Origin of the sequence: Neobacillus piezotolerans, from assembly GCF_003362805.1 — a bacterium.
Lineage (GTDB): Bacteria > Bacillota > Bacilli > Bacillales > Cytobacillaceae > Bacillus_D > Bacillus_D piezotolerans.
The window spans coordinates 118501-131870 of sequence record NZ_QNQT01000001.1; the positions used below are offsets into that span (position 1 = coordinate 118501).

Here is a 13370-nt window from a genome sequence, read left to right on the forward strand (position 1 = left end):
TATCTCCTTACTTAAGCTAGAAGTATAATTTTCCCCTCAAAAAAATCATCTAGTGCGCATTATAAAGATAATCGTACGAAAAGGAAACAGTATCCGCACTTTTTTAATATTTATAACAGGATTGAAACATTTGAAATGGGAATAGGTGCCTGTAAAAAAGCGTTTATTTTTTAAAAAGTTATGTGAAAGTACACTAATAAACCAAGACAAAGCCACCCATTTTATAAAGGGTGGCTTAACAAATTCATTGCTTTCTAACCAGTTGATAAACTAGTTTATTGTATCCCATAATCTTTGGCGAAGACCATTTTTGTATCAACCAGAACATCCTCTTTATTTTCATCCAGGTTGAATACCCGTGCTCCGCGCAGCCTATCATTATCATCGCCGCCCAAGCCATAGGTTCCAAACCCGACGTTACCAGCGTAGCCTAATTTGATGCCATAATAATCCCCAACATATGTATTGATATGGTCATGGCCAGAGAAAACGCCTTTCACATCGCCTCTCTCCAGCATAGACGAAAACATTCCGCTGTTAAAAGGACCAGTACATACACATTCATTCTTTTCACCAATGATTGTATGTTTTTCTACTGCTTTCTGATGGCTTTCTTCTGTTCTTTCAGAAGGGCTTGCGTACCACATTGTTTCAAATTCCGGGAGTGGAATATGCATGAAGGCCAGTGATGGTACTTTACGTCCGGTTGTTTGCTCCAGTTTTTCTGAAGTTTCATAATACCACTGGACTTGATCATGGCGGAGCCAGTCCCATGTTTGGTAACCTTTAAAATCCTGCCCTGCGATTTCATCCGGTGCATATCTGCCGCTGTCAAATAACCAAATATTAAATGCAGGTTCTGTGTTTTTAGAGTTATTAATAACCAGGTTAGTGTTTCCGGTTCCAGTAATCCCCTGAGGACCCGGTTTGTTTACATTGTGCTCATAGGACATGTAAACCTCCAGCATATCTTCTTCACTCATACCGGTCTTTGGCGTATGGTCTTCATCGTGGTTGCCAAAAGTAACTGCCCAATGGATGCCCCTATCTTCCATTGGTTTTGCAATCGCATCGATGGCTTGCCTTACCTCTTCCGCTGTGTCCAAGTCGCCATTAAGCATGTCGCCATTTAAAATGGCCAAACCTGGTTTCTCCTTATCGAGTACTGTATTCATTAGTTTAATCGTTCGGGAATCGATAACCTCATCATCTTGAATATCGTTAAATTGTACAATTTTATACTTTCCATCCGGGTTAAACTGCAGCTTTTTACTCTCATTTGCCTTCCCCTGGACCGAAGAATTGGTGAAGCTGGCTGTAATAAAGAGGAAAGCAATGGCAATAGCGATAATTCCTGTTAATGACTTCGATTTCATAAAATTACCCCTTTCGAAAGTATGTAGTTGAAAATAAACGCTTCAGTTTACTATTTGCACCTCCTTTTCCATTTGGCGGGCGGCCTACTATTAGCATAAGATAACTCCATTAATTCATTATTAATACAATATTAATAAATGTAAAAAGATCGCAAGACTGGTAGCCATTCAGTCTTGCAATCTTTTGTACGGACAATATGTTTTTCTAAAAAGGAAATAAATATAGAGATTGCAAATGCCTTTGCGGAGATGTGAGTTACTTTAGTGGGAAGGAGGATGGAATGAAAAAAGAAAAGATTAATAAACTACCAAATAGAATCAATTGCCAACCAAAACGATTTTTAAACCCCAAAATACCTTTTTTAGTAATTTCCCAACCTCCTGCTTCCTACTTTATGCGAATATATGTCCGTATTTATATGCGGGAGGTGGTATAATAAAAGGACAATGGGAGAGGTTTGTCCAAGGGTGGCCCGGTAACTCCTAGTTGAAAGGGGTGATGCCGGTGACAATATACGAATCGCTGACGCTAATGATTACATTCGCGGGATTCGTTGTCACAATACTGGCTTTTACACAAAATAAATAATCCACCCTCGAGTGCTCCCTCAGGTGGATTAACTGCCCCAATGCCGGCCCCTTGCGAGAACCGACTATTGGAGACCGGACATGGTACCAGCATGTTCGGTCTTTATTAGTATATACGTCCAAACAGAAACTATTATACCATATTTTATAGAATTTCAAACTTCGTAATCCATACTACTTTTGTAATTATCCTATTTTTTAAAAATAAAACATGAATGAGCGATAATCAATTCGTCAAACAGCTAAATATTAAGTATATTTCTGTTCTACCCTTGAAACGTGGTAATATTTTTGTGTCAATCCAATTCAAAAGAATGGTTTTCTAGTGTAGAAAAATCCTGGGAAAAGGATTGGACATTCAATTTAAATTGAAGAATTTTTGTAAACCGTGATAATTTCCAATTTAAAGGCTAAGCTTAGCTGCAAAAAGCCTGCTATGAAATAATCTTTTTCAAAGGATATAATGAACCTAGTTTTTAAAAGTAAAGGAGCAGTTTACGATGGATTTAAAATTGAGCGGGAAAAATGTACTTATCACTGGCGGCTCAAAGGGAATTGGAAAAGCCATTGCCAAGGCGTTTGTGGCAGAAGGGGCGAATGTTGCAATTTCGGCTCGGGGGATGGAAGCGCTGAATAAGGCAAAGGAAGAACTTGAAGGCAACGCCGCCATTTTTCAAGCGGATATTACCAATCCGGAAGAACGCGAGAAACTTATCCATTCTTTTGTTGAAAAATACGGAACAATTGACGTATTAATCAATAACGCAGGCGGAAGCAATGGCGGGAAAGCAGCAGAAACAGACCTGGGTTTATACTATGAGGCAATGGAGTTGAATTATTTTTCAGCCGTCCATTTAAGTAAATTGGCTATCGAACATATGAAAAAGCAACAATCAGGTTCAATCATTAATATTACATCCATTTTCGGCAGGGAAAGCGGAGGGAAGGTTACGTACAACAATGCGAAATCAGCCTTGATCAGTTTCACCAAGTCACTTGCTGACGAGGTAATTTCCAATGGAATCAGGGTTAACAGCATCTCGCCAGGCAGCATATTGCACGAAACAGGCAATTGGAAAAAACGCCTGGAAGCTGACCCGGAAGGCATAAAAGAATTCGTAAAGAAGGAAATACCAGCCGGCCGCTTCGGCACCCCCGAAGAAATCGCGAATGTCGCAGCATTTCTCGCCTCCGAAAAAGCATCCTGGATTGTCGGCGCAAGTATAAATGTCGATGGCGGACAATCTAGAATGAATTTTTAGAATGCAGGTAATATACATATTGCTCGGAATGAAAAGAATAATTTGCAAGCGCTTGCCTAATATGGGAAGCGCTTTTTCTATTAAAACACGGAAATTTTAATTATTTAAATATAACAATTACTATTTATTTATGTTTAAAGATAGTATATAATCGTTCGTAAATAATAAAAATCTAACCTAAATTCTCATGAAAATTATATATTTTTCTAATGAAATTCGAACATATATATTTAAATGTAATTAAATGTTCGTAATTTAGGTTGAGTGATAATGGAGGGGTAGTTATATGAACAAGTTTGAAAATAAGTGGATCCGAGCTGTACTTCCAGCTTTATTGATTCACTGTAGTATTGGGACAGTCTACTGTTGGTCATTGTTTAAGGGCGATATTGCCTCTTACATTGGGAAACCGGTAAGTGAAGTGGAATGGGCATTCAGTATCGCCATTTTTGTTCTCGGTATGTCTGCGGCGTTTGGCGGGAAATTTGTCGAAAAAGACATCCATAAGTCGTCACTCATTGCGGCCATCTTTTTTGTTGCCGGGATGGCAGGAACAGGTTTCTTTATCTATCAAAAGTCACTGATCGGCATTTATTTTTCTTATGGAATTGTAATGGGCATTGGACTCGGAATCGGGTATTTAACACCAGTAAAAACATTAATGCTTTGGTTCAAGGAACAAAAAGGGCTGGCGACAGGACTTGCGGTTGCAGGCTTTGGCTTAGCGAAGGTCATTGCTAGTCCGTTAATGGAAAAGCTCCTCGGAGAAAGAAACAATGAAGGTATTTTAGTAAATCCCGCCAATATCTATACCATGTTTTATATTTTGGCAGGGCTCTATTTAGTGATGATGCTTGCTGGACACTTAGCTTTGAAGAAACCAGCCGGTTATGAAGAAGAAACTGCCCAAAGCAAGAGCTTTAGTTATCGAAAGGCGTTAACAAATAAAACGTTTATCGGTATTTGGCTGATGTTCTATATTAATATTACATGTGGATTAGCGTTAATTTCACAAGAAAAAGGCATTCTGGCATTCATTGGATTTGGGGCCATTGGTTTAGTGAGTTCGTTAACAGCCATTTTCAATGCTGGCGGACGGATCGTTTTCTCTTCATGGGGTGACCGATTAAAAGACCGTAACTCAATCTATAAAATTATTTTTATCTCATCAATTACAGCGATACTACTCACCGTTGTGTTTGATGGGATTAATCAATCGATCGCAATCCTGATAATCGCCTTGCTTTGTTTCGTGAATGCAGGTTACGGTGGTGGATTCTCATCCTTACCGCCACTATTATCCGACCGCTTTGGTTTAAACAGCATTTCAACAGTACATGGATTAGCCTTATCCGCCTGGGCATGGGCAGGACTGACAGGCAACCAGCTAAGCGCATATGTTCTTGAAAAGACACAATCCTACGACATGGTGTTATATGTCATTATGGCTTTGTTCGCCATCGCAACCTTAATCAGTATATTCGTTGTCAAACCTGAAAAAGTAAACGTGGAAAGTGAAGATTTTAATAGGAAAGAAGAAGTTGCAATAGGATAAAATGTTATTTAACAAAAGCAAAAGGGATGCCTTTTTTTGGAAGGCATCCCTTTTACCATGATTTAAATAAAAGCTAAATCAGTAAAACTCCATATGCCCCTTGTCCTCCCGGTAATATGCCAGCCGATCCTCAAGCGTCCCCGTATGGAATTCAAACTTATGTCCATCCGGATCCATAAAGTACACCGACCGCTTATCCCGCTCATCCCGCTCCCGGCCAAGAAGAATCTCCACACCCAGCCGCTTCAGCCGCTCAATCATCGAATCAAACTCCGCCTCATCCACCGAAAACGCCACATGCGTATACGACTCCCGAATCTCGTTCCGCGGAACATCCTTCTCCACATTCAGCGCCAGCCACATCCCCGCCAGGTCGAAATACGCCGTACTCCGCCCCTTTACCAGCAGCCTCGCACCAAGCGCATCCCGGTAGAAAGCCACCGACCGCTCCAAATCACTCACCGAAAACAAAAAATGATTCAACCCCTTAATTGCCAAACCCCTCAACCCCCTCTTATGGAAAAAGCCAGCCCTTCGGCTGGCGCCCACGCCAATAATTTTGCCCAATAAATTTTGAAAGGTACGCCACCAGTTGGTAGCTACGCCCAAATCAACACTCACCAATTAGACGGACAACGCAAACCGTTCGTTACCTTTCCTGCGGAGATACGCCTATAGTCATTGCAGAAAAAATACCGAACCAATACAATCCGGATGCAGGTATTTACTTATAGAAGGTTACGTATCCAAGATATTAGGAAAACTTTGAAAAAGGTTGATTACTGCAAATTCCGCTAACTTTCTAACAAAACTTTACCGAATATTTGTACGATCAATACGGAACATTTACAAGTAGTTAATATTGCTTTAGCAGTTTATCGATATTGTAAAAGTACGCATGATTAAAAAATGGGGGTAATGATGGTGAAGAGTATTCCAAAATTGAACGTATTTACCAAGGTAATGCTGGCTGGCAGCATGCTGCTTTTAGGCAGCCAACTGAATGTAAGTGCGGAAACTCGATTTCCAACTTCAATGGAAGTTAAAAAAATCGCAGGCTATAGCATGAGGATGACGAACGAAGATGGAGGCGTCGCCGAAATCGTTAAATACAACGCTGACAATAAAAAGTTCTATGCAATTAACGGGTATGGGCAAACAATTGATATTGTCAGCCTGAAAAAGTTGGAAAAATCCTCTGGTGAAGTGCAGCAGCTTCAAAAGGAAAAATCGATTAACATTGCCGAGGCGGTAAATACAGGTCAATTTTCATACGGTGATGTAACCAGCATTGATATTGGTACATCCCACAATATAATTGTCGCGGCGGTTCAGGAAGCGGATTATACGAAGAACGGAAAGATTGTCGTAATGGACTATGATGGGGAAATCCTTAAGACGTACGATGCAGGTGTCCAGCCTGATATGGTTAAGCTGACGGATAATGGGAAGTATATTTTATCTGCTGATGAAGGAGAGCCGCGCACCGGACTTGAACAAGAGGATCCAGAAGGGTCAGTCACGATTGTTGAAGTAAAAACAGGCAAAGTTACCCAAGTGAAATTCAATGATCTGGCCGTCATTGATGACGATGTACATATCAGGAACAATGGAACGAAAGCGGATGCTGTTAAAGATTTTGAACCTGAATACATTGCGGTTTCCAAAGACAGCAAAAAAGCATATGTGACCCTTCAGGAAAATAATGCGATTGCAACGATTGATATTCAAGCAGGCAAGGTACTTTCTGTAAAATCACTTGGCTATAAAGATCATTCCATACCGGGTAATGAACTTGACGCAGCAAGAAATGGAAAGATTGAGCTTGAACGTCTTCCGATTTTGGGAGCTTATATGCCAGACTCGGTTGCTTATGTAAATATGGGCGGCATTGATTATCTAGTTACCGCCAATGAAGGGGATGCAACGGAGTGGCCTGAAGAAGATTCAACCCTCATCAACGTCGCGGACTTTAAAGATGTGAAAGATGCCATTAAGCTTGATCCTGGCCTATTCAAAGGAATGACCGCTGCAGAAGCAGAAGCAGCTTTTGATAAAATGAAAAATTCAGCTGGTTATCAGAAGCTTGAAGTATTAACCGATCGCGGAAGTGATGCCATTTATACATTGGGCGGACGTTCTTTCTCGATTTGGAAAGCCGATACAATGGAACTTGTCTATGATAGCGGCAGTGATTTTGAAAACATCACCTCACAGCGCTTTCCGGATGTATTCAACTGGTCCAATGATGATGATGAGTTTGAAAAGCGCAGCACGAAAAAAGGCCCTGAGCCAGAAGATGTGAAAATCGGCAAGATTGGCAAAGATGTCTATGCCTTCGTCGGGTTGGAGAGAATTGGCGGAGTGATGGCCTATAACATTTCAGATCCTGAAAATGCCCAGTTTGCCAATTATGTTAACAGCAGGGAATTCTCAAAGGCAATTGCTGGAGATGTATCCCCGGAAGGACTTGAATTCATTGATGCAAACTCAAGCCCAACGAAAAAACCTCTTATCCTGGTAGGAAACGAGGTTAGCGGAACCGTTTCTGTGAATGAAATTCAAATCGAAAAATCACATCCTGGTAAACGGAAGTAAGAATATAATTTTTAAAAAGCCCTATCCGCGACAGTGTTGGATAGGGTTTTCGATTTAATGGAGAAGCACACTTCATGAGTAGCCCCTGTAGCCAAGCTTACGGGCATCGATTTTTCGCAATTAATGAATATTGAAAGAACTAAATTATACCCACCGAACATCCTCTCCACATTCAGTGCCAGCCACATCCACGCCAAGCCGAATTCATCTGAAAACCGCCGAGCTCCAATAATGTAAAAAACTTAAATGAAAATGATAAGTGGCAGAAAAAAACTGCATCCGCTAGAATGAATAAGATATTATTATTCCTGACAAGTCTTTTTGTAAAAACAAGTTGTTAATAGTTAGTAAAATGAGTAGTGTAATAATAGAATGTTTCACCATTATTGGAAGGTGTGTGAAAATGAACCCCATTACAGTTATAAAAGAAAAGGTAGCTGATTTACCAAAATCACAACGTAAAGTAGCTGATTATATTATGAATAATCAGATGGAAGTGGCATTTTTAACCTTGGATCAACTAGCACACCTTATTGGTACAAGTACAACGACTGTTATGCGTTTTACATTTAATTTAGGATATAGCGGGTATAGTGAATTTCAAAAAAACCTACAGGAATTATTGAGGAACCAATCAGCTCCACAAACAAGATTAGAAATTAATATAAAGGAAATAAATAATAGTGAGCTTTGGGAAAGGTTTGCTGAAACGCAAATTCAAAATATCAAGTATACATTAGGGAGTATTTCAGAAGACACGTTGAATGAGTTCATTGAAATGATTATTCAGTCTAAAAGAGTTTTTTGTACTTGTGTAAGAAGCGGATTACCTGTCGCGCAATACTTAACGCAAGGCATTAATAGGCTTATTGGTAATTGTGAATTAATCATAGCGGACTATTCTGATTGGGCAGATAAATCGGTTGACTTAAACTCAGAGGACTTATTAATTGCTGTAAGTTACCCTCGATATGCAAATAGAATCGTAGATTATGTACGGATAGCCAATAATAGTAACTGTAAAATTATATCTATCACAGATAGTTACTCATCTCCATTAATAAAATACTCGGACTTAGTTATCCGAACGAGCCCAGAAAGTTTTGCATTTCATAATTCGCCTGTAACTGCAATGATAATAGTTGATTACATTATTAGCGCGATTGCCATTAAATACCCCGAGAGAACAAAAGAAAGATTAGACAAAATAAATTCTATTCTGTTAAGTATGAACTACCATCATGAAAAATAAATTGGAGCCCCAGTAAATAATACTGGGGCTCCAATTTATTTGAAAGTTTGAAATTATTTAAATGTAAGGGTTTACATAGGTAAAAGAAGATGATAATCTTAGAAAAAGTAGTAAAAAAAGTTTCTTTTTTAGAAATAATTGTATTATTTACTACATTTATGTAAAGGGGGGAATTGAGTTGAGTTTACCAAGTTTATATGATGAAGAAATAATTGAACGTGCAAAACAATTGAGCTCATCGCTTTTATCGGATGTAATGGGGCGAAAAGGGGCTATGGATCCTGAAATCAAACCGGTTACGAAAGGAAAAAAGGTGATAGGTACTGCTTTTACCGTAGATTTGGAGCCTGGAGATAATTTATTTCTTCATGAAGCGATTTATTTATGCACACAGGGATATGTCATAGTTGCTGATGGCAAAAACCATAAGCAAAATGCCTATCTAGGAGAACTAATGGCTACTGCCGCCGCGTTAATGGGGGTTGAAGGAATAGTCATTGATGGTTTAGTCCGGGATCGCAGCAGTTTGGAAAATATTGATATTCCTATCTTTGCGAAAGGATTCATTCCGAATGGACCTTACAAAAATGGGCCTGGAAGCATTAATACTCCAATTGTTTGTTGCGGTATAAAAGTAAACCCAGGAGATTTAATTTTTGGTGATGAAGATGGAGTAGTAGTTGTTGCAAAAGAAAATGTAAGTGAAATAATTGAATTGGCAGAAAAGAAAGCAAATGATGAAAAAAGCCGCTTGGATTTTTTAGTTAGCTATTCTGGCAGAAAATTAGATGCTGATTCTATTGAAAGACTTAAACCTGGCTTTTTGAAAATCAGACATAGAGTATAGAGGGTGTTGACATGGTTTCCGTTGGATTTATAGGCTTTGGGGAAGCTGCATCAGAACTTGCAAAGGGACTATCTACCGAAGGGATAACAAATATTACAGCTTTTGATGTGATGATGAACCATGATGTTTGGGGGGAGAAAATTAAAGCTAAAGCTCAAGAAATAGGAATTGAATTAGCAGCTGATGTCAGAGACGTGTTAAAAAGATCTGAGATAATATTTGCGGCTGTTCCTGCAAACAATGCCTTGGAAGTAGCTCAAACTGTTAAAAATGATTTAAACGAAAATACTATATATGTAGATGTGTCGGCTTCCACTCCAAAAACGAAAATGGAAATTAGTACACTTATCACATCAGTGGGTAGTTTGTTTGTAGATGTTGCAATGTTAGGGCCGTTGCCTGTTTACAAACATAAAGTGCCAATTATGTTAAGTGGTTCCGGAGCAAATCTATTTACTGATACAATGGGGAAATACGGAATGGATCTGGTTAATATTGGGGAAGAGCCTGGCACTGCATCCGCGGTGAAATTAATCCGAAGTATTTTTATGAAAGGCGTTTCAGCACTCTATATTGAGTTACTTGAAGCCGCGTATACATATAAAGTTGAAGATATAGTAGTAAAATCTGTTTCAAAAACGATGGATGCTTTTAATTTTGAACAAACGATGGATAGACTTGTTACTGGCTCTGCAATTCATGCTCAAAGAAGAGCGATTGAGTTAAACGGATCGATTGAAATGCTGGCTGAAATGGATTTGGATTCAAAGATGACAAGTTCCGCAAGGGATAAATTGGAGTACTTTTCCAAACTAAATTTGAAAGAAAAGTTAAATGGCGATAAACCTTCTAATTGGAAAGACGTTTTAAAACTATATTTATAATGTGGGGGAGAAATTTTCATGAAATTTACAAAACTATTTTCATTTGTATTAATTTTAATGCTGCTATTATCCGCTTGTTCATCAAATAATACGACAGCAAAAAGTGATGAGAAAGAAAAGAAAAAAGAAAGTACTTTTCCGGAAAAACCGATTACGCTAATCGTGTCATTTGCTGCTGGAGGCGGAACGGATTTAGGCGCGCGAATTTTAGCGCCGTATTTGGAAGATGAACTAGGGGTACCGGTTGTAGTGGAGAACAAGCCTGGCGGCGGAGGATGGATTGGATATGCGGATCTGATTAAAGCAAAACCAGATGGATATACAATCGGATATTTAAATACACCTGGATTAATCACTGGCTATTTAAACCCAACAACACAGAGGCAGCAAAATTTGGATGACTTTGAATATATCGCAAGCCATGTACTGGATGCAGGGGTCATAGCGGTTAAGGCTGACGACAATCGTTTTAATACGATTGAGGATTTAATAGAGTTTGCAAAAAAGAATAATGTAACAGCAACGACGAATGGTGTCGCTTCTGGTAACCATATAGCTTCATTACAGTTGAATGACCAAATCGGAACAAAATTCAAGCCTGTACATTTTGATGGTACAGCTGAAAGCTTTACAGCAGTTTTAGGAGGACATGTTGATGTTCTGGTTGCTAAAGTAGGTGAAGTCGTGGAGCCTGTACAAGAAGGCCAAATGAAAGTGTTGGCCGTTATGATGGAAGAACGGGTTGCTCAATTTCCTGATGTACCGACATTAAAAGAGACTGTTGGAGATGTTGTCAACTATTCGTCACGCGGCATCGGTGCCCCGAAGGGACTTGACCCTGAGGTTTTAAAAACATTACAAGAAGCATTTGAAAAAGCAATAAATAACCAAGAACATATCGCTAAAATGGAAGAACTTGGATTGAATGTGGATTTACTTATAGGAGAAGATTATAAAAATATGCTTCAGGAAGAGGAAAAAGTAGTTTCTGATTTAAAGAGTGTTTTAGGATGGTAAAAATTTAAAAGGGGTACCTGACATGAAAAATATTGGTCTTTATGTAAGCCTCTTATTCCTGATTATTGGAGGGATTGTGTTAATGCAATCCCTTTCTTTAAATTATTATAGTGAATTTGGTCCTGGCCCAGGGCTGCTGCCTATTTGGATAAGCGGCTTAATGATCGTTTTATCGATAATTAATATTTTTTCGTCTTTGAAAAAGGATGCAATTAAGCTTGCTGACGTAATGCCTAAAGGTGAAGGATTAAAAAATGTTTTATTAACCGTTGGAACATTGCTTTTATTTATCATAACAGTTCCATACATTGGGTTCTGCATCGCAAGTTTTCTTATGTTGTTCCTCTTATTCTTAAGAGGATATAAATGGTATATCGGTGTGGGGTTATCAGCTGGAATTACACTACTTGTTTTTTGGGTATTTGGCTCAATCTTGAATGTACCATTACCTGTAAATTCATTTGGATGGTAGAGGAGAAATGGTATGGAATCATTAGATTTTCTCATTGCTGGATTTGAAACCGCGATTACATGGCAAAACCTTTTATACTGTCTGCTGGGTGTAACATTTGGCATGTTGATTGGTGTGTTGCCAGGCCTGGGTCCAACTGCTGGAACTGCTATCCTTTTGCCTTTGACATTTGGAATGGAACCCGTTTCGGCAATTATTATGTTAGCAGGTATTTATTATGGATCGATGTATGGAGGAACCATCACTTCTGTACTTATCAATGCACCCGGTGAAGCGGCTTCGGTCATAACGTGTATAGACGGATATCCATTAGCCAAACAAGGGCGCGCGGGTGTTGCACTTGGAATTTCAGCTATCGGTTCATTTATTGGAGGAATTATCGCCATTATTGGGCTAGTTCTCGTAGGCCCGTTAGTTGCGGAACAAGCATTGAAATTTGGGCCGCCGGAGTATTTCGCATTAATTATCGTTGGAATGTGCCTGCTTGTTGGATTGATGGGTAAATCTTTGGTGCGTGGATTATTGGCCGCATTATTTGGTTTAACATTAGCAATGGTAGGAATGGATGCAAGTTCGGGTGTCATCCGTTTTGGATTCGGCAATCCAAATCTGGAAGACGGTTTTGATTTTATTTCAATTGCAATGGGGCTATTTGGTATATCCGAGCTGCTAATTAATGCTGAAGAAAATCTTAAGGCCAAAGCTACCTTGCCTCCTAAAATTCAAGGGCTATTACCACGAAAAGGCGAGTGGGGCCCAACAATGAAAGCTATTTTAAGAGGCAGTGGTTTAGGGTTTATTATTGGATTAGTACCTGGAACAAACTCAGTTATCCCAACCATTTTAAGCTACTCTATGGAAAAGAAAATTTCGAAGGATCCTTCGAAATTTGGTAAAGGGGCCCTGGAAGGGGTAGCCGGTCCGGAAACAGCGAACAATGCTTATAGTGGCGGGGCTTTAATACCATTGTTTACGTTAGGGATTCCGAGCTCACCGGCAATCGCTGTATTACTTGGAGCTTTTATTATGCATGGATTGACGCCAGGACCAACATTGATGGATAAAAACCCTGAATTCGTGTGGGGTGTCATCGCCAGTATGTTTATCGGCAACTTCATTTTACTCATCATGAATCTGCCATTAGCGAATGTTTGGGCGAGAATAACAATGGTTCCATTTAAATTGCTATTGCCTATCATTTTAATCATCACGATTTTGGGAACCTATAGTTTGAATAATAGCTTATTTGATGTTGGAGCCATGCTTGTATTTGGTGTCATTGGATACTTCATGAAGAAAGCAGAGTTCCCATTAGCACCAGTTATTTTAACTTTCGTTTTAGGTGGATTAGTTGAGAGTTCCCTATTGAGATCATTAACGATTTTCGGCGGCGATTTTTCGCAATTTTTCCAGAGGCCTATTTCAGCAACGTTATTAATCATTGCCATCATTATGCTTATTGTTAGTATTTACTTGGGTTTTTCAAACAAAAAAATAGCTGACGATGTGGAGATGTAAT

Annotated in this window: 11 protein-coding genes; 9 read left to right on the forward strand and 2 right to left on the reverse strand. The window is 39.2% G+C overall.

Translation table 11 applies throughout. The features are described from left to right. Positions 1 to 275: 275 nt before the first annotated feature. Entirely contained in the window at positions 276 to 1376 is a 1101-nt protein-coding gene (locus DRW41_RS00675) for a metallophosphoesterase family protein (protein ID WP_115450038.1), read from the reverse strand. 1088 nt (positions 1377 to 2464) lie between these two features. Here DRW41_RS00675 and DRW41_RS00680 point away from each other — a divergent pair. Together DRW41_RS00680 and DRW41_RS00685 are read left to right on the forward strand one after the other, a co-directional pair. Continuing rightward, positions 2465 to 3226 carry an SDR family NAD(P)-dependent oxidoreductase gene (locus tag DRW41_RS00680; RefSeq protein ID WP_115450039.1) on the forward strand — a complete coding sequence of 254 codons (762 nt, stop codon included), beginning with the start codon at positions 2465 to 2467 and terminating at the stop codon, positions 3224 to 3226. A gap of 286 nt (positions 3227 to 3512) precedes the next feature. Continuing rightward, positions 3513 to 4781 (forward strand): OFA family MFS transporter, encoded by a 1269-nt coding sequence (locus DRW41_RS00685; protein ID WP_115450041.1) that lies wholly within the window; start codon positions 3513 to 3515, stop codon positions 4779 to 4781. A gap of 78 nt (positions 4782 to 4859) precedes the next feature. Here the strand turns inward: DRW41_RS00685 and fosB are convergent, their stop codons facing one another. After that, a complete protein-coding gene (fosB, locus tag DRW41_RS00690; RefSeq protein ID WP_115450043.1) occupies positions 4860 to 5279 on the reverse strand; it encodes a metallothiol transferase FosB in 420 nt (139 codons plus the stop codon). Positions 5280 to 5705: 426 nt separating this feature from the next. On the opposite strand from fosB, the gene DRW41_RS00695 reads away from it, so the two are divergent. From DRW41_RS00695 to DRW41_RS00725, 7 genes are all read left to right on the forward strand, one after another. Beyond that, on the forward strand, positions 5706 to 7379 hold the full coding sequence (locus tag DRW41_RS00695; protein WP_115450862.1) for a choice-of-anchor I family protein: 1674 nt from the start codon (positions 5706 to 5708) through the stop codon (positions 7377 to 7379). Between the two features lie 403 nt (positions 7380 to 7782). Further along, on the forward strand, positions 7783 to 8631 hold the full coding sequence (locus DRW41_RS00700; protein ID WP_115450044.1) for a MurR/RpiR family transcriptional regulator: 849 nt from the start codon (positions 7783 to 7785) through the stop codon (positions 8629 to 8631). A gap of 178 nt (positions 8632 to 8809) precedes the next feature. After that, positions 8810 to 9478 (forward strand): RraA family protein, encoded by a 669-nt coding sequence (locus DRW41_RS00705; RefSeq protein ID WP_245959300.1) that lies wholly within the window; start codon positions 8810 to 8812, stop codon positions 9476 to 9478. A gap of 11 nt (positions 9479 to 9489) precedes the next feature. Continuing rightward, positions 9490 to 10362 (forward strand): NAD(P)-binding domain-containing protein, encoded by an 873-nt coding sequence (locus tag DRW41_RS00710; protein WP_115450046.1) that lies wholly within the window; start codon positions 9490 to 9492, stop codon positions 10360 to 10362. 18 nt (positions 10363 to 10380) lie between these two features. Then, positions 10381 to 11379 carry a tripartite tricarboxylate transporter substrate binding protein gene (locus DRW41_RS00715; protein ID WP_115450047.1) on the forward strand — a complete coding sequence of 333 codons (999 nt, stop codon included), beginning with the start codon at positions 10381 to 10383 and terminating at the stop codon, positions 11377 to 11379. A gap of 22 nt (positions 11380 to 11401) precedes the next feature. Beyond that, positions 11402 to 11851: a tripartite tricarboxylate transporter TctB family protein gene (locus DRW41_RS00720; protein WP_115450048.1), complete on the forward strand. Its 450-nt coding sequence runs from the start codon at positions 11402 to 11404 to the stop codon at positions 11849 to 11851. A gap of 12 nt (positions 11852 to 11863) precedes the next feature. After that, entirely contained in the window at positions 11864 to 13369 is a 1506-nt protein-coding gene (locus DRW41_RS00725) for a tripartite tricarboxylate transporter permease (protein ID WP_115450050.1), read from the forward strand. Position 13370 lies beyond the last annotated feature (1 nt).